We start from the raw sequence: 21,590 nt of genomic DNA, 5'->3' as shown, positions 1-21,590 counted from the left end.
CGCGAAGCAAAAACGTTTGCTTGGTAGAGTACGGATCACGCCCGCCGCGAGGCGGCTCGTCCACTCTTCCGAGCAAACAAGAAAAATGGTTCTGACGCGACGTAGCCTTGCCGTTTCACTTTTTACCGCACTCGCCGTGACCTCGCAGGTTGCGACAGCCGCGAGCAAGACGCTCGTATTCTGTTCCGAAGGCAGCCCCGCCGGTTTCGACTCCGCGCAATACACGACCAGCACCGACTTCGATGCAGGCGCGCATTCGGTCTATGACCAACTCGTCGAATTCAAGCGCGGCACGCTCGATCTGACGCCCGGTCTCGCCGAGAAATGGGACGAATCGCCCGACGCGAAGACCTTCACGTTTCATCTCCGGCGCGGCGTGAAATTCCAGTCGACTGCCTGGTTCAAGCCCACGCGCGACTTCAATGCGGACGACGTGGTGTTCACGTTCAAACGCATGATCGATCCGAACGAGCCGTTTCAGAAAGCGCATCCGGTCAGCTTCCCGTATCTGACCGACCTCGGTTATGACAAGAACATCGCCTCCGTCGAGAAGCTCGACGACTACACCGTGCGCTTCACGCTGAAGACGCCGGATGTCGTGTTCGTGCGCAACATCGCGATGGAGTTCGCTTCGATCGTATCGGCCGAATATGCTGCGCAACTGCTGAAGCAAGGCAAGCCCGAAGACCTGAACCAGAAGCCCGTGGGCACCGGCGCGTTCGCGTTTCGCGACTATCAGAAAGACGCGACGATCCGCTACGACGCGAACCCGACGTACTGGAACAAGAAGGACGTGCACATCGACAAGCTCGTGTTCTCGATCACGCCCGACGCAGCCGTGCGTCAGCAGAAACTCTCGGGCGGCGAATGTCAGATCACGTCGTTCCCGCGTCCCGCCGACATTGCCGCGTCGAAGCAGGACCCGAAGCTGACGGTGCTGTCAGGCGTCGGCTTCAACGTGGCCTATGTCGGCTACAACACGACGCACAAACCGCTCGACAACGTGAACGTGCGCCGCGCGCTCGACATGGCCATCGACAAGCAGGCGATCATCAAGACCGTCTACGAAGGCGCGGCCACCGTCGCGACCAATCCGATGCCGCCCTCGCAATGGTCCTATAACAAGGCGCTGAAGGACGCGCCGCGCGATCCCGCGAAGGCGAAGGCGTTGCTGAAGGAGGCGGGCTTTCCGAACGGCTTCACCATCACGCTATGGGCCATGCCCGTGCAGCGCGGCTATAACCCGAACGCGCGACTCATGGCGCAACTGATTCAGTCGGACTGGGCGAAGATCGGCGTGAAGGCGAACATCGTCACGTACGAATGGGCCGAGTACAACAAGCGCGCGAAGACCAACGGCGAGCACGACGCGATTCTCTATGGCTGGCTCGGCGACAACGGTGATCCCGACAACTGGCTCGGCACCACGCTCGGCTGCGACGCGGTTCACGGCAGCAACATGGCGAAGTGGTGCAACAGGCAGTTCGACGATCTGCTGGCGAAAGCGCGCCTCGTCACTGATCAGAACGCGCGCACGAAGCTCTATGAAGAGGCGCAGGTCGTGTTCAAGGATCAGGTGCCGTACACGCCGCTTGCGCATGCGAACATCTTTCAGCCGATCTCGAAGCGCGTACACGGCTATCTGATCAGCCCGCTCGGCGGGCATCGTTTCGACGGCATCACGCTCGATTGATCGCTCACTCGATCAGCCGCCGCGATACATCGGGTCGATGCTGTCGCGCGGCTGGCGCTTGCCGGACTGCGTTCTGTATTCGTCGTCGCCGCCGAGCGCTTTCTGCGGGTCGTGCTTCATGTCCTTTGCGTTCATCGCGTGATCGGCGTCGCTGCTGTGCGCGACCGGCGCCACCGCGCCCCGGCAATGCATGTCCGCCGCGCCGTACACGCCCGCGATGGCGGGCACGGCAAACAGCGCCGCACTCGCGGCCAGAATGACGGCGTGATATTTCGCTTTCATGTCGACTCCAGTGAACGTGCCGATGCACGCGCCGGTCGATGCACGGCCTGTGCCAATCTCGCCATGAACCGCTGAAACCCTTGCAGGAAAAGGGATTGCGTGACGACGCGGCATCGAACCGATAGGCGCGTCTGTCGGGCTTCGGCCAACGAATCCGCCCTTGCGTGTCCGTCACCATCCGACAGCCCGACACCGCCGATGTCGTTTTGAGCCGATTTCCGGACGCGTGAGCGAAGGCACGCGCGCGCCGCGATCCGCACACTCTGGTGAACCATCAAACATGCCGAGGGCCACGCGCCTCATCGGCTGCCTTCTGCCGGAACGCGCCATCGCCCTGTGCGTTCGACATCGAAATCAGGAGTGAGACAATTGCCCCCCACGTATGAGCGCAACGCTGGAATCAAACCCTCCCCGCCCCTCACGCTGGGCGATATCACCATCGTCGATCATGCCTTGCTGAAGCGCGCCGTCGGCGCGATGGCGCTCGGCAATGCCATGGAATGGTTCGACTTCGGCGTCTATAGCTACATCGCGGTCGTGCTCGGCCGCGTGTTCTTTCCGTCGAGCAGTCCGTCCGCGCAGTTGATCGCCACCTTCGGCACGTTTGCCGCGGCGTTTCTCGTGCGGCCCATCGGCGGCATGGTGTTCGGTCCGCTCGGCGACAAGATCGGCCGCCAGCGCGTGCTCGCGATGACCATGATCATGATGGCCGTGGGCACCTTCTGCATCGGCCTGATTCCGAGCTATCACTCGATCGGCATACTCGCGCCCGTGCTTCTGCTCGTCGCGCGTCTCGTGCAGGGCTTTTCCACGGGCGGAGAGTATGGGGGCGCTGCGACCTTCATCGCCGAATACTCCACCGACGCGCGGCGCGGCTTCACCGGCAGCTTTCTCGAAGTGGGCACGCTGGTGGGCTATATCCTCGGCGCGGGCACCGTCGCGCTGCTGACCGCGACGCTCTCGCAGGAAGCGCTGCTTTCGTGGGGCTGGCGCGTGCCGTTCATGATCGCGGGTCCGCTCGGTCTCGTCGGCCTGTATATCCGCATGAAGCTGGAGGAAACGCCCGCGTTCAAGAAGGAAGCGGAGACACGCGAGGCACACGAACGCTCGCGCCCGAAGCAGTCGTTTTCAGATCTCCTGAAGCAGCAATTCAGGCCGATGATGCAATGCGTGGGCCTCGTACTGATCTTCAACGTGACCGACTACATGGCGCTCTCGTATCTGCCGAGCTTCCTGTCCGCGACGCTGCATTTCGACGAAACGCACGGCCTCTTCCTCGTGCTGCTCGTGATGCTGCTGATGATCCCGATGACGCTCTACGCCGGCCACCTGTCCGATCGCATCGGCCGCAAGCCGGTGATGATGGTCGGCTGCGTCGGCCTGCTCGTGCTGTCGATTCCCGCGCTGCTGCTCGTGCGCACGGGCGACGTAGTGCCGGTGTTTCTGGGCCTTCTGCTGCTCGGCGCACTGCTCTCGACGTTCACCGGCGTGATGCCTTCCTCGCTGCCCGCGCTGTTCCCGACGCGCATTCGCTATGGCGCGCTCGCCATCGGCTTCAATGTGTCGGTGTCGCTGTTCGGCGGCACGACGCCGCTCGTCACGGCCTGGCTCGTCGATGCAACCGGCAATCTGATGATGCCCGCTTACTATCTGATGGCGGCGTCGGTGATCGGCATGGTGTCGGTGTTCGCGATGCGCGAGACCGCGCAGACGTCATTGCTCGGCTCGGGACCGTGCGTCGCGACGCGCGCCGAAGCGCTCGCGCTCACGCGCAAGAAGCTGAAGGTGGTGCCGCCCGTCAGACGCGAAACCGCGCCGCAAAAGCAGCAAAAGAAGCGCGCCTGAACCGCGCAGCTTCGTTCACACGCTGACCTCCACGAACGGCGCGATGTTGCGCATCGCGCGTTCGACATAGCTTTCCTTCTCGCCGACCGGCGCGACGTAATGCATCACGTCGTGCGCGGCCTGCACGCCTTCGAATCGCGCGATCACCCACGCGGCGAGATATTGCGACGCGAGACAACCGCCCGCCGTCGCGACATTGCCGTGCGCGACGAACGGTTGATTCAGCGTGCGCACGCCCGCTTCCTCGACCCAGGGCTTCGTCGTCAGGTCGGTGCATGCGGGCACGTCCCGCAGCAATCCCAGCTTCGCCAGAATGAGCGTGCCCGAGCATTGCGCACCGAGCAACTGACGCGCGGGATCGAACTTCAGGCGCGACATCAGCAGGGCATCGGCGACCACTTCGCGTGTCTTCACACCGCTGCCGACGATCACCGCATCGGCATGCGCCGCGTCTTCGAGCGTTGCCTGCGCCCTGAGCGTGACGCCGTTCATCGAACGCACTTCGTCGGACGGACACGCGATCGACACCTTCCAGTCCGGCTTTTTGATGCGATTGAGAATGCCGAGCGCGATCAGCGAATCCAGTTCGTTGAAGCCCTCGAACGTCAGAATGGCGATGTGCATCGTGACCTCCCTGCGACCGTATTGACATGACCGCATGCTACGGCGGACGCCCGATACAATCAAAAAATTGTCATGGATACATCGGCGACCCTTCGGACCGATCGCGCCTTTTGACCGATCGTGCTTTCGGACGCGGCGAAATTACCGATATCCACTTCCGCATTTAATCCGTATTGCGACGCCAAAACCGCACGCGACCCCACGGGTATTGACGCCGGTACGTTCCTTTTCAAAAGGACAAAATAGCCAAACGTTTGCCGCGATAATTGTGTTTCAATTGAAGTTGTTATTCTTCTTGCACAATTCCCGATACCTCCGCGATCACAATCGCGATCCATCGAATGGAAATGGCCCATGCGGACTCAGTACGAGGCATCGACGCCGGAAAAGAAAATCAAGGCCGAACATAAGCGCGTGGCGCATTTTCAGCGCTGGTTCGCCACGTTCGCCAGCCTCGCTCATTCGCGTCTGCCGCTGTCCGCCTATTTGCAGAAAGTCACCGACACACTGAGAGAAGTCGCCGGCGTCGACTCCTCCGTGGTGGAATGGATCGAGGGCGACGAGCTCTTCTATCGCGCGGCGAGCGGTGCGGCGGCCGCGCATATCGGCGTGCGGCTGCCCACCGCCGGGAGCCTCTCCGGCCTGTGCATCACGCGCCAGCAGGCGCTCATCTGCCGCAATTCGGCCACCGATCATCGCGTGGATCGCGCCGCGTGCGAGGCGGTCGGCGCGATCTCCATGGTCGTCGCGCCCGTCATCTACGAAGGCCGCTCGGTCGCGGTCCTGAAGCTCATCTCCGGCGAGCTCGATCATTTCGGTCACGCGGACATCAGCATTCTCGACGCGTTCTGTGCTTGCATCGCCGAGACCATCGCGCGCGAGGAGATCGCGCAGGAAAACCGCAAGCTGCTGAAGGAGAACGCCAGCGTCGCGGCGGATCTGACGGTGGAGTCGTCGCTGCGCATCGAGTTCGAGAAGAAGCTCGCCGACGCCATGCGTCGCCGTCAGACCGTGCTCGACAACGCGCACGTCGCGTTCGTGTCGATGGACGAAGCGGGCATGATCGTCGACTGGAACGAGGCCGCGGGCGGGCTGTTCGGCTGGAAGCAGCACGAGGTCGCGGGCAGCGAGCTGGCGTCGTTCATCGTGCCCGAGCGCTTTCGCGACGCGCATCGCACCGGGCTCACGCGCTATCTCGCGACCGGCGAGGCGCGCATGATCAACAAGCGCGTCGAGTTGCCGGCGCTGCGCCGGGACGGCAGCGAGTTCGCCGCCGAGCTGACGATCAGCGAAGTCTGGTACGAAGGCCAGCGCCAGTTCGCGTGCTTCGTGCACGACATCACCGACCGGCGCGTCGCGACCGAGGCGAACGAGCGCCTGCGCCTGCTCATCAACTCGGTGAGCGATTACGCCATCTGCATGCTCGATCAGAACGGCTACGTGCGCTCGTGGAACGACGGCGCGCGCGCCATTTACGGCTTCACGGCGCAGGAGGCCATTGGCCGGCATTTCGCGCTGTTCTATACCGCCGACGAGCACGGCCGCGACCGTCCCGCCGACGATCTCGCGCTCGCCACCAAACGCGGCCGGGTCGAGCATGAAGACTGGCACGTGCGCCGCGACGGCTCGGAGTTCTGGGCGCACGTGATGCTGAGCGCCCTGCCCGGCAACGGCGACGGCGCGCAGGGCTTCGTCAAGATCACGCGCGACATGACCGCGCGGCGGCGGCTCGAAGAACTGGAGGCGTCGAGCCGGCGCATGAACGAGTTTCTCGCGCTGCTCGGCCACGAGTTGCGCAATCCGCTCGCACCGATCCGCAACGCGGTGAGCATTCTCAAGCTGAAGTCGTCGGACGACGCCGACGTGATCCGCAGCCGTCAGATCGTCGACCGGCAGCTCGCGCATCTGACCAAGCTCGTCGACGACCTGCTCGAAGCCGGGCGCGTCAGCTCGGGAAAGATTCGCCTCACGAACGCAATCGTCGATATCGCCGATGTCGTGCATCTGAGCGTCGAGGCTAGCCAGCCATTGTGCGACGAGCGCGGCCAGCGCATCGTCGTGCGCGACAGCGGCCAGCCGGTCCACGTCAACGGCGATTCGACGCGGCTCGTGCAGGCGCTCAACAATCTGCTCAACAACGCGTCGAAATTCAGCCCGCACAATTCCACCATCACGCTCGAAGTCGGCCCGCGCGGCGGCTCGGTCATGGTCCGCGTGAAAGACGAGGGACGCGGCATTTCGCCGGAAGCGCTCGGCATCGTGTTCGATCTGTTCGTGCAGGAACATCCGCCGGGCGCGCATCCGGACGAAGGCGGACTCGGCATCGGCCTCACGCTGGTGCGCGCGATCGCCGAACTGCACGGCGGCCATGTCGAGGCGAAAAGCGGCGGCGCGGACCAGGGCAGCGCGTTCTCGCTGTGGCTTCCGCTCGCGGAGCCGCCAATGTGCGGCGCGGCCTCGGACACGACGCCGGGCGCGGCCGCGACGCGTCAGCTCGACGTACTCGTGGTCGACGACAACCGCGACTCCGCCGACAGCATGACCCTGCTCGTGGACATGCTCGGCCACCACGCGCGCGCCGCCTACGACGGCCCCGGCGCGCTCGACTCGTTCGAAGCGAACCGGCCGCAGATCGTGCTGCTCGATCTGTCGATGCCGGGCATGACAGGCTTCGACGTGATCCGCAGGATGCGCGACGAGGGCCGCCGCGTGATCGTCGCGGCGATGACCGGTCTGGGCTCCGACGAAGACATCGCGCGCACGCGCGCCGCGGGCTTCGATGCCCATCTCGTCAAGCCGGTCGATCTTCCGGAACTGGAGCGCGTGCTGGCGCTGGCGGGGCGAGCCTGACGGCTTGCGGCGCGCCCGGCGCGGCGCGCACGCACGCCGGGGTTTTCGTCAGCCGGTACGGCGCCTTCAGCACCGGCCAGAATGCGCCGTTGGCATCGCGCGCGGCGGAAAGCACATCCGCGAGGAAGTCGCCGTCCTGCAGAAGTTCATCGACGCGCATGACGGGCGTCGCGCCCGCGAGCTTCACGGCCGCGACGGCTTTCGGCAGCGCGCTGCATTGCGCGCGTTCGGCGTCGGAGACTTCGCGTTCCATCCAGATGTGGCCGTCGAGACAGGCGAGCGCCTGGCCGCGCGCTGAATTATTGCCCGCGGCGAACAGCGCGCACCAGGCGGCGACGTCCTGCATCGAAATTTCGATGAACGCGCCGGCGTTTTCCTCGCGTGCGGCGAGACGCGCGAGGATCGCGAACAGCGCCGCCTGCCCGCCGAGAATGTCCGCGCCCGATGCGCCGATCTTCACCGGCGCGCCGTCGGCGCGCGTGAGGTCCATGAGACCGCCCATCGCCTGGATGACGGTGTCGAACGCCGGCCGCGACGGATACGCCGATGTCATGCCGAACCCCGATATCGAGCAATAGACGAGGCGCGGATTGATCGCGCCGAGCGCCTCGCGCGTGAAGCCGAGCTTCGCGAGCGCGCCGGGACGCAGGTTCTCGACGAGCACGTCGGCGTCTTTCAACAGCGTGCGCAGGTACGCGCGAGCGCTTTCCTGCTTCAGATCGAGCGCGATGGTCTCTTTGTCCGTGTTGTTGAGCGCGAAGAAATAGCTCGTGCCGCCCTGTCCGGGCGACCACGCGCGCGCCGCTTCGCCGCCGGGCGGCTCGATCTTCACGACTTGCGCCCCCAGCGCCGCGAGATGCTTGCCGACCAGCGGCGCGGTCGTGTACTGGCCGATTTCGATGACCTTGACGCCCGCGAGCGGCGCGGCGTTCGCCCCGCGTTCGCATGGGACCGCGCGCTTCGCGACGGGCAGCGCATCGCTCAGCGCCGAGGTTTCGAAGATCGAAACGTCGCGGTAGGTATCGGCGTCGACGCCATGCGCTTTCATCGCCCGCGCGGCTTGCGCATGACGCATGCGGAAATTCGGCTCGTCCGCCAGATCGCGGACACCGACGATCGGCCCGGCCGCCACGCCGATGCTTTCGCAGATGCGCGTGCAGTCGTCCGTGGTGAGCGTCGTCGTCCAGCTTTCGACGAGCGCGTCGAGTTCATCGACATGGCGCACGCGTTCCGCGAGCGACGCGAAACGCGCGTCGTCGAGTTGCGGCACGCGCGCTTCCTGCTTCAGCTTGCGCCATTGCTCTTCGGTGCCCGTGCAGATGAGAATCCAGCCGTCGCGCGTGCGATACGCGTTCCACGGCGCGCACGCCGGATGGCGGTTGCCCAAGCGCCCGACCGCGCGGCGCGCGAACGCGGCCGGCAGAAAAGTCGTCAGCGCGCTCGCCGCGCAGCCGCTCAGTGTCACGTCGATGTTCTGCACGATCCCCCGCATGCGCTTCACGCGCACGGCCGCCGCGATGGCCGCCGCCGCGTAGAGCGCCGCCGATATCTCCGTCAGCGGAACGCCGATGCGCACCGGCGCGCCGTGCGCAAAGCCCGTCGTGTCCATGAGACCACTCATCGCCTGGATTTGCGCGTCGGACCAGCGCCTGCCCGCGCGCGAGTCTTGCGGTCCCGTCGCGGTGATATCGCAGACCATGTGCGAGCCGGATGTCTTCCATCTCGCGACGACGTTCGCATCGTCGAAGTCCGACGAAACCAGGATCACGTCGTAATCCGCGGAATCCGACGCGGTCCGTTCCACCGCGGCGCCCGCGCGTTCGAGCAGCGTCGCGCAGAGTCTCACCGCATCGCGCGCGCCGCAGGCCAATACCCGTATTCCTTCCAGCATGATCGTCTCCTTCTCCGTGTCTGCACGGCTGGCGCGCTCACGCGCGCGTTGCTACCATTTTTCGATGCGAACCCTTCCGTCCCTCAACGCGCTGCGCGCCTTCGAAGTCTGCGGGCGTCTGCTCAGCATCCAGCTCGCAGCCGACGAGCTGAACGTCACGCCCGCCGCAGTCAGCCGGCAGATCAAGCTGCTCGAAGACCAGCTCGGCGTGCTGCTGTTCGAACGCGGTCATCGCGCGATCACGCTTACGCCCATGGGCTCGCGCTATCTCGCCGACGTGATCCGCAGCTTCGACACATTGCGCACCGCGACCGTCAATCTCACCGAGGCGCGGCGACGTCGCACGCTGAGGATCCGCGCCTACACGACCTTCTCGATGAACTGGCTGCTGCCGCGCCTCTCGACGTTTCATCGCGACCATCCGGATATCGAAGTGAGCCTGACGACATCGCTGCAACCGGTCGACTTCAATGTCGAAGACGTCGATGGCGCCATTCGTCTGTCGCACGCGCCTTCGTCCGATCTCGGCTTCGACCGGCTCGTGCCGAACGAACTCGTGCCCGTATGCAGCCCGGACTTTTTGCGCGCGCATCCCGGGCTTTCCGACGCCACGCCCGAAGCCTTGCGCGACGTGCCGCTCCTGCATTCGCTCGCGCGCCGCGAAGACTGGGCGAAGTGGCTCGACGCGGCCGGCGTGCGCGGCGTGAATCCGCTCGGGGGCCTTTCCTACGAAAGCTCGATCCTTGCGTACTTCGCCGCGACGCAAGGGCACGGCATCGCCATGGCGCAGCGCGTGCTCGTCGCGGATCAGTTGCGCGCGGGCACGCTCGTCATGCCGTTTTCCTTCGTGCTCGATCTCGGCGCGTTCACCTACTACCTGATCTATCCGCCCACGCATCTTTCGAATCCGGAATTCGCCGCCTTCCGCACCTGGCTTCTGTCCAGCGGCGAAGATCAGGCGTGACACGTCAGCGGCCGGTATAGCGAGGCTTGCGTTTCTCCGCGAACGCCTTGCGCCCTTCCACGCGGTCTTCCGATTCGCGCATCGCGCCCCACGCGAGCTCGGTGAATTCGAGCGCCTGCGCGAGCGGCACATTGGCGCTCGTCTCGATGACCTTCTTGATCATCTGCACCGCGAGCGGACCGTTCGATGCGATCTCGCGCGCGAGTTGCAGCGCGCAGTCCATGAGCGCTTCGGGCTCCGCGAGATCCGAAACGAGCCCGATCCGATGCGCGTATTCCGCGTCGATCCTGCAGCCGGTGAGAAGCATCTTCATCGCGATGGCGGAAGGGATCGCGCGCTGCAAGGCCTGAATGCCGCACACCGCCGGAATGCTGGCGACGACCGCTTCCGGCAGGCCGAACGCCGCACTCTTAGATGCGATGCGCAGATCGCATTGCAACGCGAGTTCGAGTCCGCCGCCCAGGCAATAACCATTGATAGCTCCGATCATCGGCTTGAAGATGCGTAGCGAACTCAGCTCCATCAGACGCACGTAGATACCTTCCGCGCCCGCGCGATCCATCGACTTCACGAACGACGCGCCGAACGAGGTCGTGGGCGGCAGCGTGCGCTTCAGGTCCGCGCCGACGCAGAACGATTTCGCGCCCGCGCCGGTGATGACGATCACGCGCACGTCATCGTCGTCGCGTGCCTGCGCGAGATGCGCGCGCAGTTCGACGAGGCTTTCGAGATCGAGTGCGTTGAGCGCTTCGGGCCGATCGAGCGTCACGACGGCGACGTGATCCGACACGCTGTAGCGAATGCTCATGATGTCCTCCGCCGCTCAAACGCTCGGCGACGCGAGCGAGCGCCCGCCGCATACATAGAGGGTCTGCCCGGTGACATACGAGGCCTCGCGCCGCGCGAAAAAGCGCACCGCTTCCGCGATATCCTCCGGCGTGCCGATGCGCTGAACCGGCACCGACTTCTTCAGCTTCTCCTGCAACCCGATATCGAACGTCCGGAAGAGCGGCGTATCGACGATGCCGGGCGCGACCGCGTTCACCGTCACGCCGTCCTTCGCCCATTCGAGCGCGAGGCTGCGCGTGAGACTCACCACGCCGCCCTTCGCCGCCGAATAGTTCGCCTGCCCCGCGCCGCCGAGCCACGCGCGCGACGAGATGTTCACGATGCGCCCGTACTGCGCCGCGCTCATGTGCGCGAGCGCCGCGCGGCAGCACAGAAACTGCGACCTGAGATTGACGCCGATGACGGCGTCCCAGTCGTCATCGCTCATGCGCGTGATGCGCTTGTCGCGCACGATGCCCGCGTTGTTCACGAGCACGTCGATACGACCGAAGCGTTCGATCACCGCATCGACCGCGCGATTCACCGATTCGCCTTGCGTCACATCGACGGGCAGCGCGATCACATCCGCGCCTTCAGCCGCGAGTTTCGTGGCGGCATCGTCGAGCGCGGCGCGATCGAGATCGAACAGCGCGACGCGTTTTCCATCGTTCGCCAGTCCTTGAGCGATACCGAATCCGATGCCTTTCGCGCCGCCCGTGACGATGGCGACTTCCTTGTTCGATGCATTCATGTGCTGTCTCCTTGAACGAATGCCTCGATGCTAGAAGGCTCATCGGGTGCGCTCAAACGACATTTTTTGCGTCGTCGATTGAGTTTTCCTGCAGTGGTTTTCGATTGAGAAGAAGTCAATCGAACGCGCAAAAAAAGTCGTTTGAGCGCGCGCAAAGCCACTTCTACGATGCGTCCATCACAAACACACACGGAGACACAAGCATGGACACCACGCTTCCCCAGGTCGCGGAACCGGCCGCGACGCCGCTCACGCGGACGCAGAAAAAGGCCATCGTCGCGGCGACGCTCGGCACCATCGTCGAGTTCACGGACTGGATCATCTACGCGACTTTCGCCTCGCTGTTCTCGCGGCAGTTCTTTCCGGCGAACAACGCCAGCATCGCGCTGCTAGCGGCCTTCGCCGTGTTCGCCGTGGGCTTCGTGATGCGGCCCATCGGCGGCGCGCTGCTCGGCGCATATGCCGACCGCCACGGGCGCAAGAACGGGCTCGCGCTTTCCGTCGCGCTGATGGCGGGCAGCTCGCTCGTGATCGCGGCGTGTCCCGGCTATGCGTCGATCGGCGTGGCCGCGCCGCTCGTGCTCGTCGCCGCGCGGCTCGTGCAAGGGTTCGCGGCGGGAGGCGAGTTCGGCTCGGCATCGACGTTTCTGATGGAGTCGGCGGCGCCTTCCCGGCGCGGCTTCGCGGGCTCGTGGCAGCACTTCGCTGTGAACGCGGGCGTGCTCGTCGCGGCGTCCATCGGCGCGCTGCTCACGTCGACGATCGATGCACCTTCGATGGCCGCGTGGGGCTGGCGCATCGCGTTCGCGATCGCGGGGCTGATGGGCTTCGTTGCGCTGTGGTTCCGCCTGGCCGTCTCCGAAACCGATGCGTTCAGGAAGAACGTGTCCGTGCACGAGCACACGCGGCATCCGTTCGTGACCATCGTGCGCGAGCATCGGCGCGCGGCCCTGCGCGTGATCGGCATCGCGATGGCGGGCAATCTCTGCATCTATCTGTGGCTCGTGCTGTTCCCTACGCTCGCTCACATGCGCGGCCTGCCGCTGCGCGATGCGTTCAGCGCGAGCGTGGTGTCCATCGTCGTGTCGCTCGTCGCGATTCCGCTGCTGGGCATGCTGTCGGATCGCATCGGCCGCAAGCCGATATTGCTCGCATTCGCCGCCGGTTCGGGACTCTTCGCGTGGCCCGCGCTGCACTTTCTCGGCAATGACTACTGGAGCGCGGTCGTCATCGTGAGCATCGGCATGTTGCTGTCGTCGGGCTTCGCCGCGACTTGCGCGACCGTCATGGCCGAGCAGTTTCCCGCGCATGTCCGGGCCACCGGCGTGGCGCTTCCCTACGCGCTTTCGGCGGCGCTCTTCGGCGGCACGCTGCCCACCATCGTCACCGCGATGAACAACGCCGGGCTCGCGCAATACCTGTGGATTTACGTGGCCGTCGTCTGCGCGGCGGGCTGCATCGTCTATGCGCGCATGCCGGAGACGCGCGGCAAGACGCTCGACTGAGACTTTCTTTTTTCAAATGCAATGGAGGCAATGATGCGTAAAGTCGTAATCGGGGGCGTCGGCATGACGCCCTTCGGCAAGTTTCTCGAACGTAATCTCAAGTCGCTCGCGGAAGAAGCGGTGTCGCTCGCGCTGAAGGACGCGCATGTCACCGTGAACGATGTCGATCGCGTGTTCTTCGGCAACGCGGCGGCGGGCGTCGTCACCGGCCAGGAGATGATTCGCGCGCAGTCGTCGCTGCGCAACACCGGACTCGACGGCAAACCGATGTTCAACGTCGAGAACGCGTGCGCGTCGGGCAGCTCGGCGCTCAATCTCGCGTGCCTCGCGGTGGCTTCGGGGCAAGTGGAGACGGCGCTGGTCGTCGGCGTGGAGAAGCTCTCGCATGAAGACAAGGCGGTTTCGTTCGGCGCGTTCGCGAGAGCGGTCGATCTCGAAGAGCCGCTGCCCGAAGGCGTGACGACCGGCACCGGCTCGCTGTTCATGGACCTTTACGCCGCGAAGGCGCGCAAGTGGATGGACAAGACCGGCGCCGATGCCAGCGACTTCGCCCGCGTCGTCGTGAAGAGCCGTCACGCGGGATCGCTCAATCCGCACGCGCAGTTCCGCAACGAGACCAGCGTCGAGGAAGTGCTGACGAGCCGCATGGTCAGCGATCCGCTGACGCTGTTCATGTGCTCCTCCATCGGCGATGGCGGCGCGGCCGTGTTCATCTGCTCGGAGGAATTCGCGGCGAAGCACGACATTCGCCCCGTGTTCATTCGCGCAAGCTCGATCGTGTCGGCGAAAGCCGATGGCTCCGGCGAACTCGTCGCGGTGCGCGCGGCGCGCGAGGCTTATGAGCAAGCGGGGATCGGACCGGACGATGTGCATGTCGTCGAACTGCACGATGCGTCCGCGCCCGCCGAACTCATTCACTACGAGAACCTCGGGCTGTGCGCGCCCGGCGACGCGCCGAAGCTGATCCGTTCGGGCGATACGGGCATCGGCGGAAGGATTTCGGTGAATCCGAGCGGCGGCTTGCTCTCGCGCGGGCATCCGGTGGGCGCGACGGGCGTCGCGCAGATCGTCGAACTGACACAGCAGTTGCGCGGCAAGGCTGGCGCGCGTCAGCGCCCGGGCGCGAAAGTCGCGCTCGCGGAAAACAACGGCGGTCAGCTCGCGGGCGATTCGGCCGTCGCGCTCGTCACGATTCTTTCGACGTAATCAGTCGTTCACACCCGCCCGCAGCACCGTCACATTCCCCCGCTCCTCGAAGCGCGCGAGCACCGGCGCTTCGGCCAGCGCATCGGTGACGAGCGTCCAGTCGCGTTCCAGCGGCGTCCAGTGCTGCTGGTTCGCGCGCTCCAGCTTGTTCGACGTGGCGAGCACGAACACGCCCGCCGCCTGGCCCGCGATGCACTCCTTCAGAAACGCCTGCTCCGCCGTCGCCTCGCACAGCCCGCGACCCGCGACGACGCCATCCGCGCCGAGAAACGCCTTGTCGAACGTGATACGCGTGAGCGCCACCTGCGCGATCGGCCCGAGCGTGCTCATGCTCGACGGCCGCACGTCGCCGCCGATCAGCGTCACGCGCACGTCCGCCGCCGTGAGCGCGCCCACGGCCAGCAGATTGTTCGTGACGACGTGAATCCCGGTGCGCCCGGCGAGGCAGCGCGCGAGCGCGGCGGTCGTGGTGCCGCCATCGAGAAAGATCGTGTCGCCGTCCTGCACGTGCCGCGCCGCCACGCGCGCGATCGCCTCCTTCTGCTCGCGGAAACTCGCGCTTCGCGTGTCGAGCGACTCCTCCGGCTCGTGCATGCCCACCGACGCCGCGCCGCCATACGTGCGCACGATGCGCCGCTCATCGGCGAGCGCGCGCAGGTCGCGGCGCACCGTCGCCTCCGACATGCCGAAATGCTCGCACAGCGCGGCCACATCGTTCATGCCGGACAGCACGGCCTTGAGCATCGCTTCGCGGCGTTTTTCGACTTTCATTCCGTTCCCTGAGTTTTTGCGATTCCGGCGAGCCGCACAGTGTAGCGAACGCGCCGGGACCATCGAATGCTGCCGAGCCGGCTTGACCGGTTCCCAATGAGTTTGATCGATTCGATCATTCAATCAAATAAATTTAGCCCGAATCGATCAGAGTAAACACTTAGACGACCGATTTGCGCAAATCAAGACAGAGGACTAAACTCCGAATTGATCGATTCAGTCAATTTATGATTGAATCGGACAGAAACCACTCTGGAGACATGCATGGCTCAGATTCACATCAAGCGCGCCGTCGAGCGCGTTCCCGGCGGCATGATGATCGTCCCGCTGCTGCTCGGCTCGCTGATCGCGACGTTCGCGCCCGGCATGCCGAAGTTCTTCGGATCGTTCACGAACGCGCTGTTCACCGGTTCGCTGCCGATTCTCGCCGTGTTCTATGTCTGCATGGGCGCGGGCATCGACGTGAAGGCGACGCCGTATCTCCTGCGCAAGGGCGGCGCGCTGTTCGCGACGAAGGTCGGCACGGCGATCGTCGCGGGCATCGTGCTCGGGCATTTTCTCGGCGAGCAGCCGATCTCGTCCGGACTGTTCGCGGGCATTTCGACGCTCGCCGTCGTTGCCGCGATGAACGACACCAACGGCGGCCTCTACATGGCGCTGATGGGCCAGTACGGGCGCTCGGAAGATGTCGGCGCGTACACGATCATGTCACTCGAATCCGGCCCGTTCCTGACGATGGTCACGCTCGGCGTCGCGGGTCTTTCGGCGTTTCCGTGGCCGACGCTCGTCGGCAGCATTCTGCCGCTCGCCGTTGGCATGCTGCTCGGCAACCTGGATCGCGAAATGCGCGAGTTTCTCGGCCGCGCCGTGCCCGTGATGATTCCGTTCTTCGCGCTGGCGCTCGGCGCGAGCCTCGACCTGCACAAGGTGTGGCAAGCCGGCCTGCTCGGCATCGGGCTGGGTTTCGCAGTCGTCATCGTGACTGGCATTCCGCTGTACTTCGCGGACCGTCTGACGGGCGGCACGGGCGTCGCGGGCGCGGCGGCGGCGAACACCGCGGGCAACGCGGCGGCCGTTCCGGCGCTGATCGCGGCCGCGAATCCGGTTTATAACGAAGCGGCGAAGAGCGCGACGCTGCTGGTCGCCGCGTGTGTGGTCGTGACCGCGATCGTCTCGCCGATACTGACCGCATCCATCGCCAAACGCGTGAATGCGCGCAACGAGGCGCGCGCATCGTCCAATGCGAAACGACGCGAGGCCACGCAATGAAGAGTCTGCTGATCGTCGCGGACGATCTGTCGGGCGCCGCCGATTGCGCCATCGCGTTCGCGGCGGCGGGTCTGAAGACCGTCGTGTCGCTCGATGCGAGCGCATCGGCTGCCGACGCGACCGTCATCGCCGCCGACACCGACACGCGGCGCCTCACGCCCGCCGAGGCCGCGCAGCGCACGGCGAACGCGTGGCGGACGCTGCGCGCGCCGGGCCGCCGCCTGTACAAGAAGATCGATTCGACCTTGCGCGGCAACTGGACCGCCGAAGTCGCCGCGCTCGTCCGCGTCGCCGGCCCCGCGATCGTCACGCCGGCATTTCCCGCGACGGGCCGCGTCGTGCGTGATGGCCGCGTGATCGTGCGCGGCGTGCCGCTCGAAGAAACCGAAACGTGGCAGCTCGAAAACGCCGGGCAGAACGCCGGATTGCGCGCCATGCTCGACATGGTCGGCCTGCGCGTCGCGCACGTTCCGCTCGATGCCTTCCGCGCCGCGCCGCGGGATGTCGCCGCGATGGTGGCGTCGGCGGCGGCATCGACGGATGGCGTCGATGCGATCGTCGTCGATGCCGAAACCAGCGACGATCTCGCGTCGCTGGCGCACGTGACCGCAGCGGTGGAAGAGCAGTTCTTCTGGGTCGGCTCGGGCGGACTCGCCCGCGAGCTGGCCGCGCTGCCCGATCTGTTCGATGCGAACGCCGCCCTGCCGAAAGCGACTACGGTGGCACCGGCGCGAGGCCCGATCCTCGCGCTCGTCGGCAGTCTTTCGGCGATCTCCGAGCGTCAATGCGCGCTGCTGTGCGCCGAAGCAGGCGTCTGCGAAACGACCGTGCCGCCTGCCGTGTTGCGCGGCGGCGTGAATCATCCCGACTGGCGGGCGTGGCAGGAGCGCATCGGCGCGTCGGTGCGCAATCAGGAAGACGCGATCGTGCGCATAGGCCGCGACGACGCGTTCGATCCCGCCGAAGGCGCGCGCCTCTCGAACGCGCTCGCGGCGCTCGTCGCCCCTCACTTCGACCAGCTCGGCGGACTGATCGCGACCGGCGGCGAAACCGCGCGCGCGATGCTCGCGGCGGCCAACGTGGGCAGCCTCGAACTCGTGCGCGAGATCGAAGCGGGCGTCGCGCTCGGGCGGCCCTCGACGGGCAACGGCCCCGCCATCGTCACCAAAGCCGGCGCATTCGGCAGCGAACATGCGCTGCTCGGCGCCTACCTGCACTTGCGCGGCGCGGATCTTCCCGTCGCGCGTTGAGACCCGACATCATCAGACGAAACATCATGAGCAACTATCTTCCCGTAATCGGCATCACGATGGGCGACGCAAGCGGCGTCGGCCCCGAAGTCGTCGTCAAGAGTCTCGCGCACGCTTCGGTCTATGAGCAATGCCGTCCGCTCGTGATCGGCGACGCGCGGCGTCTCGAACGCGCCAATGAAATCGTCGGCGGCAGCATGACGGTGCGGCGCATCGCGGCGGCGTCGGACGCGCGTTATGAGCGCGGCGTGATCGACTGCATCGACCTCGGCCTGATTCCCGACGACCTGCCCTTCGGCGAACTCTCCGCGATCGCGGGCGATGCGGCTTATCAGTACATCGCCCGCGCCGTCGAACTCGCGGAGTCGAAGCAGATCGACGCGATCTGCACGGCGCCGCTCAACAAGGAAGCCTTGCACGCGGGCGGCCACAAGTTTCCGGGTCACACGGAAATGCTCGCGCATCTGACCGGCGTCGACGAAGTGTCGATGATGCTCGTAGCGCCCCAATTGCGCGTGATTCACGTGACGACGCACATCGGCATCATCGACGCGATCCGCAAGATCGAGCCGGGTCTCGTCGAGCGTACGATCGAGCGCGGCAATGCGACGCTCGTGAAGGCGGGCATCGCGAAGCCGCGTATCGGCGTGTGCGGCATCAATCCGCATGCGGGCGAGAACGGCCTGTTCGGCTATGGCGAGGAAGAGGAAAAGATCATTCCGGCCGTGAAGCGCCTGCAGGAACGCGGCCTCGACGTGACCGGCCCGCTGCCCGCCGACACGCTGTTTTATCGCGCGGGCCGTGGCGACTTCGATCTCGTCGTCGCGATGTATCACGATCAGGGACACGGTCCCGTGAAGGTGCTCGGGCTCGAAGCGGGCGTGAACGTGACCGTCGGACTCGAAGTGATCCGCACCTCGGTCGATCACGGCACGGCGTTCGATATCGCGGGCAAGGGCGTCGTCGATGAACGCAGCATGCTGGAGGCGCTCCGCCAAGGCGCGGAACTCGCGACGCGTCGATAAGGCGCGCCCGTCGGCATGGCGTGATAATGAGCGCCTCAAAAGCGCGATGACGACCATGCCCGCTCCCTCATCCTTCGATACGCTGAGCCGTATCTGGCGCATCGCCGGCCTGCCCGACGATGCGCTTTCCTTCATCGACCTGCCGGGTCGCGATCCCGTTTTTCCCTCTTCGTTCGCCGTCGGCACGGCGGCGCAGGCGAGCATCGGCGCGGCGGCGCTCGCGGCTTGCGAACTGGCGCATGCGCGCGGCGTCGAGCGCCAGCGCGTGTCCGTCGACATGATGCATGCGGCTGTCGAGTGCACCGGCGCATTCACCGTCGACGGGAAGGAGCCGGAAACCTGGGGACGTTTCTCCGGCCTCTATCGATGCGCCGATGGCCATGTGCGCATTCATGCGAACTTCGAACATCATCAGGATGGCGCGCTGCGACTGCTCGGGCTCGAAGCGCGCACGGCCACGCGCGAGGATGTCGAGCGCGCGTTGATGTCGTGGCGCGGATGCGACTTCGAAAACGCGGCGGCGCAGCGCGGGCTCGTCGTGACGATGCTGCGCGCCTTCGAGGAATGGGATGCGACCGAGCAGGCGCGGGCCGTTGCCGCACAGCCCTTGATGACGATCACGCGGATCGGCGATGCCGGGCCGCTTGCGCTGCCTTCCCTGTCTCACGACGCGCGTCCGCTCGACGGATTGAAGGTGCTCGATTTCACGCGCATTCTCGCGGGGCCGGCCGGAGGGCGGGCACTGGCCGCGTTCGGCGCCGATGTGATGCTCGTCAACGCGCCGCATCTGCCGAATATTCCGGCGATCGCGGATATGAGTCGCGGAAAGCGGTCGGCTTTGCTCGATCTGCGCGCGGACGATGATAGACAAACGCTGTGGCGTCTGATCGACGAGGCGCATGTGTTCGCGCAGGGGTATCGGCCGGGCGGGATCGCATCGTTGGGATTCGGGCCGGAGGCGTTGGCTGAACGGCGGCCGGGGATCGTCTATACGTCGCTTACCGCGTATGGAACGCAAGGGCCCTGGGCTGACAGGCGCGGTTTCGACTCCCTCATTCAGACGGCGATGGGATTCAACGCGGCCGAAGGGCAAGCGGCCGGAGAAGGCAAGCCACGGCCGTTGCCCATGCAGATGCTCGATATGGCCAGCGGCTTCCTGATGGCGTTCGGCGCGGCCGCCGCGTTGTGGAAGCAGCAGCGCGAGGGCGGGAGCTGGCATGTGGAGGTGTCGCTGGCGCAGACGGGGCAGTGGCTGCGCGGCCTGGGACGCATCGACGACGGGCTGAAGGTCGCGAAGCCGGATGTCACGCCGTATCTGGAGCGCTATCGGTCCGGATTCGGGGAGTTGATGGCGGTCAGGCCGAGTGCGGGACTGGCGCGTACGCCGGCGGGGTATGCGAGGGAGTCGACGCCGCCAGGAACGTCCGTGCCGAAATGGTGACGTTTGTCATCGCTGGAGAAGGAGGCTCGATCGATCTCCTAAAATGGACCGAAAGCGTTGCTTTACGGCTGGAGGTGCTTATGCGGTCCATAGAGGAAGCGCTGGCACGGTTAGGTCGGCTCGAGTCGTCTATTGCCGCCATTGAACAAGCGCTGACGAGTCTGCGTTTTTATTTGAATCGACTTCCGGCGGACGACGGACCTGCGTATTCGAACGCAATGAAGTCCCTGTTCGACTACGAACAGTCTCTTCGCGCGCTGCAGGCGCTTCGAGACGACGCCTTGTGGGATATCGACCTGATAAAGCGGCGCGACGAGCCGGGAGACAAGCGCCGGAACTGAGCGTTTTGTCATGGACGACGCGTTGCGCGGACGCAATGCCAACACCGGTTCCTTCGACCGGCTGCGGCGACACGCCACCGACGAACAGTGCGCCGCCATCGGCTGGAAAATTCGCGCCGAATACCGTTGCCGTTGCCTACCGGAACGCCTGGCGCCCGCGGCTGCTAAAATCTTGCGCACAATCGCAACGGTACTGAGAGATGGGCTTCGAACAACTTGCAGCATTGAAAAAGCAACTGGCGCAACGCAACGAGCGCGCGCCCGCGAAAAAACCTGCGGCGCGGCCGCAACGGCCTGCACCCGCCACGCCGAAGCAACCGGTCGATCCGGTTGTGCACACCATCGGAAAGCTGCAGAAACAGTTTCCACGTGCGTTCCCGAAGAATCCGGCGCCCAAGCTGCCGCTGAAAGTAGGCATCCTCGAAGACCTGCTCAAGGAAGCGCCCAACCTTCGCCTCACGGAGAAGGAAGTTCGCGATGCCATCAAGACATGGTGTCGCGGAGCACGATACTGGAGCAGTCTCGTCGAGGGCGCGGCACGAGTCGACTTGCAGGGCGATGCCGTGGGACAAGTGTCGGCGGCGGACGCCGGGCGCGCACAGTATCTGGAAGCGCAAAGGCTGGCTCGCGCGTCCTCGGCGCCGGCGAAGGCCAAGGCTTAAGCAGGCCTGTCATCGATAGCATCACGGCGTTGCCGCTTTCGCGGACCGCGGACCCGCGCTATCAGCGAAGTAATCGAGAGAGCACATAGCCGGGCGCGGGGTTTTTCCACGCCCGGCGATCTGGCCATTGTCATTCAACGGATCAAACAGAAGCATAAGATCGTGTAGCAATCCGTAGAATCGGCACTATACTGAGTTGCAGTCCAAAGTTTGTTATGGACCAGCCTGAACGTTCGTCCTTCCGCTCGGCAAAAACAAACTCGGAACATTGGCGCAGATTTTCTTAGGCGCACATTACACGACACGTATTGTCGGGGCGGCCTCAAATCTGAAGTGCAACACCTGTTTCGTATAAGGTGTTGCGATGCACGAAAGAACTCAGTATCAACAGC

At 65.2% G+C, this 21,590-nt stretch carries 18 protein-coding genes; 12 read left to right on the top strand and 6 right to left on the bottom strand.

The genetic code is table 11. The features are described 5' to 3' along the window. The first annotated feature begins 85 nt into the window (after window positions 1-85). The gene (locus AWB79_RS03355; protein WP_061165982.1) at window positions 86-1,693 is read left to right on the top strand and encodes an ABC transporter substrate-binding protein; all 1,608 of its coding nucleotides are present in this window, start codon (window positions 86-88) and stop codon (window positions 1,691-1,693) included. 12 nt (window positions 1,694-1,705) lie between these two features. Here AWB79_RS03355 and AWB79_RS03350 read toward each other — a convergent pair whose 3' ends face one another. Continuing rightward, window positions 1,706-1,975, bottom strand: a complete 270-nt coding sequence (locus AWB79_RS03350; RefSeq protein WP_061165981.1) for a hypothetical protein — start codon at window positions 1,973-1,975, stop codon at window positions 1,706-1,708. Between the two features lie 369 nt (window positions 1,976-2,344). Between AWB79_RS03350 and proP the strand changes: the two genes are divergently transcribed. After that, a complete protein-coding gene (proP, locus tag AWB79_RS03345) occupies window positions 2,345-3,820 on the top strand; it encodes a glycine betaine/L-proline transporter ProP (protein WP_061165980.1) in 1,476 nt (491 codons plus the stop codon). A 15-nt stretch (window positions 3,821-3,835) separates the two neighbouring features. On the opposite strand, the gene AWB79_RS03340 is transcribed toward proP, so the two are convergent. Next, on the bottom strand, window positions 3,836-4,444 hold the full coding sequence (locus AWB79_RS03340) for a DJ-1/PfpI family protein (protein WP_061165979.1): 609 nt from the start codon (window positions 4,442-4,444) through the stop codon (window positions 3,836-3,838). A 354-nt stretch (window positions 4,445-4,798) separates the two neighbouring features. On the opposite strand from AWB79_RS03340, the gene AWB79_RS03335 reads away from it, so the two are divergent. Then, window positions 4,799-7,294, top strand: a complete 2,496-nt coding sequence (locus AWB79_RS03335) for a hybrid sensor histidine kinase/response regulator (protein ID WP_061165978.1) — start codon at window positions 4,799-4,801, stop codon at window positions 7,292-7,294. Here the strand turns inward: AWB79_RS03335 and AWB79_RS03330 are convergent. After that, on the bottom strand, window positions 7,236-9,185 hold the full coding sequence (locus tag AWB79_RS03330) for a CaiB/BaiF CoA-transferase family protein (protein ID WP_061165977.1): 1,950 nt from the start codon (window positions 9,183-9,185) through the stop codon (window positions 7,236-7,238). The two genes, AWB79_RS03335 and AWB79_RS03330, sit on opposite strands and share 59 nt — an antisense overlap. A gap of 64 nt (window positions 9,186-9,249) precedes the next feature. Between AWB79_RS03330 and AWB79_RS03325 the strand changes: the two genes are divergently transcribed. Next, window positions 9,250-10,149 (top strand): LysR substrate-binding domain-containing protein, encoded by a 900-nt coding sequence (locus tag AWB79_RS03325; RefSeq protein ID WP_061166444.1) that lies wholly within the window; start codon window positions 9,250-9,252, stop codon window positions 10,147-10,149. 4 nt (window positions 10,150-10,153) lie between these two features. Here the strand turns inward: AWB79_RS03325 and AWB79_RS03320 are convergent, their stop codons facing one another. Both AWB79_RS03320 and AWB79_RS03315 read right to left on the bottom strand, forming a co-directional pair. Continuing rightward, a complete protein-coding gene (locus AWB79_RS03320; RefSeq protein ID WP_061165976.1) occupies window positions 10,154-10,957 on the bottom strand; it encodes an enoyl-CoA hydratase/isomerase family protein in 804 nt (267 codons plus the stop codon). Window positions 10,958-10,972: 15 nt separating this feature from the next. Beyond that, entirely contained in the window at window positions 10,973-11,728 is a 756-nt protein-coding gene (locus tag AWB79_RS03315) for an SDR family NAD(P)-dependent oxidoreductase (protein WP_061165975.1), read from the bottom strand. Window positions 11,729-11,931: 203 nt separating this feature from the next. Between AWB79_RS03315 and AWB79_RS03310 the strand changes: the two genes are divergently transcribed. After that, window positions 11,932-13,233 (top strand): MFS transporter, encoded by a 1,302-nt coding sequence (locus tag AWB79_RS03310; protein WP_061165974.1) that lies wholly within the window; start codon window positions 11,932-11,934, stop codon window positions 13,231-13,233. A gap of 30 nt (window positions 13,234-13,263) precedes the next feature. Then, on the top strand, window positions 13,264-14,439 hold the full coding sequence (locus AWB79_RS03305) for a thiolase family protein (RefSeq protein WP_198398961.1): 1,176 nt from the start codon (window positions 13,264-13,266) through the stop codon (window positions 14,437-14,439). On the opposite strand, the gene AWB79_RS03300 is transcribed toward AWB79_RS03305, so the two are convergent. Then, a complete protein-coding gene (locus AWB79_RS03300) occupies window positions 14,440-15,210 on the bottom strand; it encodes a DeoR/GlpR family DNA-binding transcription regulator (protein WP_061165973.1) in 771 nt (256 codons plus the stop codon). It abuts the gene before it with no gap. Between the two features lie 264 nt (window positions 15,211-15,474). Here AWB79_RS03300 and AWB79_RS03295 point away from each other — a divergent pair, with 264 nt between their 5' ends. The 6 genes from AWB79_RS03295 (at window position 15,475) to AWB79_RS03270 (ending at window position 21,198) form a co-directional block, all read left to right on the top strand. Further along, window positions 15,475-16,479, top strand: a complete 1,005-nt coding sequence (locus tag AWB79_RS03295; RefSeq protein WP_061165972.1) for a 2-keto-3-deoxygluconate permease — start codon at window positions 15,475-15,477, stop codon at window positions 16,477-16,479. Further along, window positions 16,476-17,729, top strand: a complete 1,254-nt coding sequence (locus AWB79_RS03290; RefSeq protein WP_061165971.1) for a four-carbon acid sugar kinase family protein — start codon at window positions 16,476-16,478, stop codon at window positions 17,727-17,729. The genes AWB79_RS03295 and AWB79_RS03290 overlap by 4 nt, the downstream gene beginning before the upstream one ends. A gap of 26 nt (window positions 17,730-17,755) precedes the next feature. Then, window positions 17,756-18,754 carry a 4-hydroxythreonine-4-phosphate dehydrogenase PdxA gene (pdxA, locus tag AWB79_RS03285; RefSeq protein ID WP_061165970.1) on the top strand — a complete coding sequence of 333 codons (999 nt, stop codon included), beginning with the start codon at window positions 17,756-17,758 and terminating at the stop codon, window positions 18,752-18,754. Window positions 18,755-18,809: 55 nt separating this feature from the next. Then, window positions 18,810-20,195 carry a CoA transferase gene (locus tag AWB79_RS03280; RefSeq protein ID WP_198398960.1) on the top strand — a complete coding sequence of 462 codons (1,386 nt, stop codon included), beginning with the start codon at window positions 18,810-18,812 and terminating at the stop codon, window positions 20,193-20,195. Next, on the top strand, window positions 20,189-20,536 hold the full coding sequence (locus AWB79_RS03275; protein WP_061165969.1) for a hypothetical protein: 348 nt from the start codon (window positions 20,189-20,191) through the stop codon (window positions 20,534-20,536). The genes AWB79_RS03280 and AWB79_RS03275 overlap by 7 nt, the downstream gene beginning before the upstream one ends. A gap of 200 nt (window positions 20,537-20,736) precedes the next feature. Then, complete coding sequence (locus AWB79_RS03270; RefSeq protein ID WP_061165968.1) at window positions 20,737-21,198, top strand: ProQ/FinO family protein; 462 nt, start codon at window positions 20,737-20,739, stop codon at window positions 21,196-21,198. Window positions 21,199-21,590: the final 392 nt, after the last annotated feature.

This window comes from Caballeronia hypogeia, assembly GCF_001544875.2.
In the GTDB taxonomy this organism is placed as follows: Bacteria; Pseudomonadota; Gammaproteobacteria; order Burkholderiales; family Burkholderiaceae; genus Caballeronia; species Caballeronia hypogeia.
The sequence above is the reverse complement of the archived record's forward strand: the minus strand, read 5'-3'. Positions and strand labels throughout refer to the sequence as shown.

Excerpts from the sequence above, each read along its gene's own strand:
- AWB79_RS03355 (WP_061165982.1), top strand. The coding sequence starts at position 86 with ATGGTTCTGACGCGACGTAGCCTTGCCGTTTCACTTTTTACCGCACTC.
- AWB79_RS03350 (WP_061165981.1), bottom strand. The coding sequence starts at position 1,975 with ATGAAAGCGAAATATCACGCCGTCATTCTGGCCGCGAGTGCGGCGCTG.
- AWB79_RS03340 (WP_061165979.1), bottom strand. The coding sequence starts at position 4,444 with ATGCACATCGCCATTCTGACGTTCGAGGGCTTCAACGAACTGGATTCG.
- AWB79_RS03335 (WP_061165978.1), top strand. The coding sequence starts at position 4,799 with ATGCGGACTCAGTACGAGGCATCGACGCCGGAAAAGAAAATCAAGGCC.
- AWB79_RS03330 (WP_061165977.1), bottom strand. The coding sequence starts at position 9,185 with ATGCTGGAAGGAATACGGGTATTGGCCTGCGGCGCGCGCGATGCGGTG.
- AWB79_RS03325 (WP_061166444.1), top strand. The coding sequence starts at position 9,250 with ATGCGAACCCTTCCGTCCCTCAACGCGCTGCGCGCCTTCGAAGTCTGC.
- AWB79_RS03320 (WP_061165976.1), bottom strand. The coding sequence starts at position 10,957 with ATGAGCATTCGCTACAGCGTGTCGGATCACGTCGCCGTCGTGACGCTC.
- AWB79_RS03315 (WP_061165975.1), bottom strand. The coding sequence starts at position 11,728 with ATGAATGCATCGAACAAGGAAGTCGCCATCGTCACGGGCGGCGCGAAA.
- AWB79_RS03310 (WP_061165974.1), top strand. The coding sequence starts at position 11,932 with ATGGACACCACGCTTCCCCAGGTCGCGGAACCGGCCGCGACGCCGCTC.
- AWB79_RS03305 (WP_198398961.1), top strand. The coding sequence starts at position 13,264 with ATGATGCGTAAAGTCGTAATCGGGGGCGTCGGCATGACGCCCTTCGGC.
- AWB79_RS03300 (WP_061165973.1), bottom strand. The coding sequence starts at position 15,210 with ATGAAAGTCGAAAAACGCCGCGAAGCGATGCTCAAGGCCGTGCTGTCC.
- AWB79_RS03295 (WP_061165972.1), top strand. The coding sequence starts at position 15,475 with ATGGCTCAGATTCACATCAAGCGCGCCGTCGAGCGCGTTCCCGGCGGC.
- AWB79_RS03290 (WP_061165971.1), top strand. The coding sequence starts at position 16,476 with ATGAAGAGTCTGCTGATCGTCGCGGACGATCTGTCGGGCGCCGCCGAT.
- pdxA (WP_061165970.1), top strand. The coding sequence starts at position 17,756 with ATGAGCAACTATCTTCCCGTAATCGGCATCACGATGGGCGACGCAAGC.
- AWB79_RS03280 (WP_198398960.1), top strand. The coding sequence starts at position 18,810 with ATGCCCGCTCCCTCATCCTTCGATACGCTGAGCCGTATCTGGCGCATC.
- AWB79_RS03275 (WP_061165969.1), top strand. The coding sequence starts at position 20,189 with ATGGTGACGTTTGTCATCGCTGGAGAAGGAGGCTCGATCGATCTCCTA.
- AWB79_RS03270 (WP_061165968.1), top strand. The coding sequence starts at position 20,737 with ATGGGCTTCGAACAACTTGCAGCATTGAAAAAGCAACTGGCGCAACGC.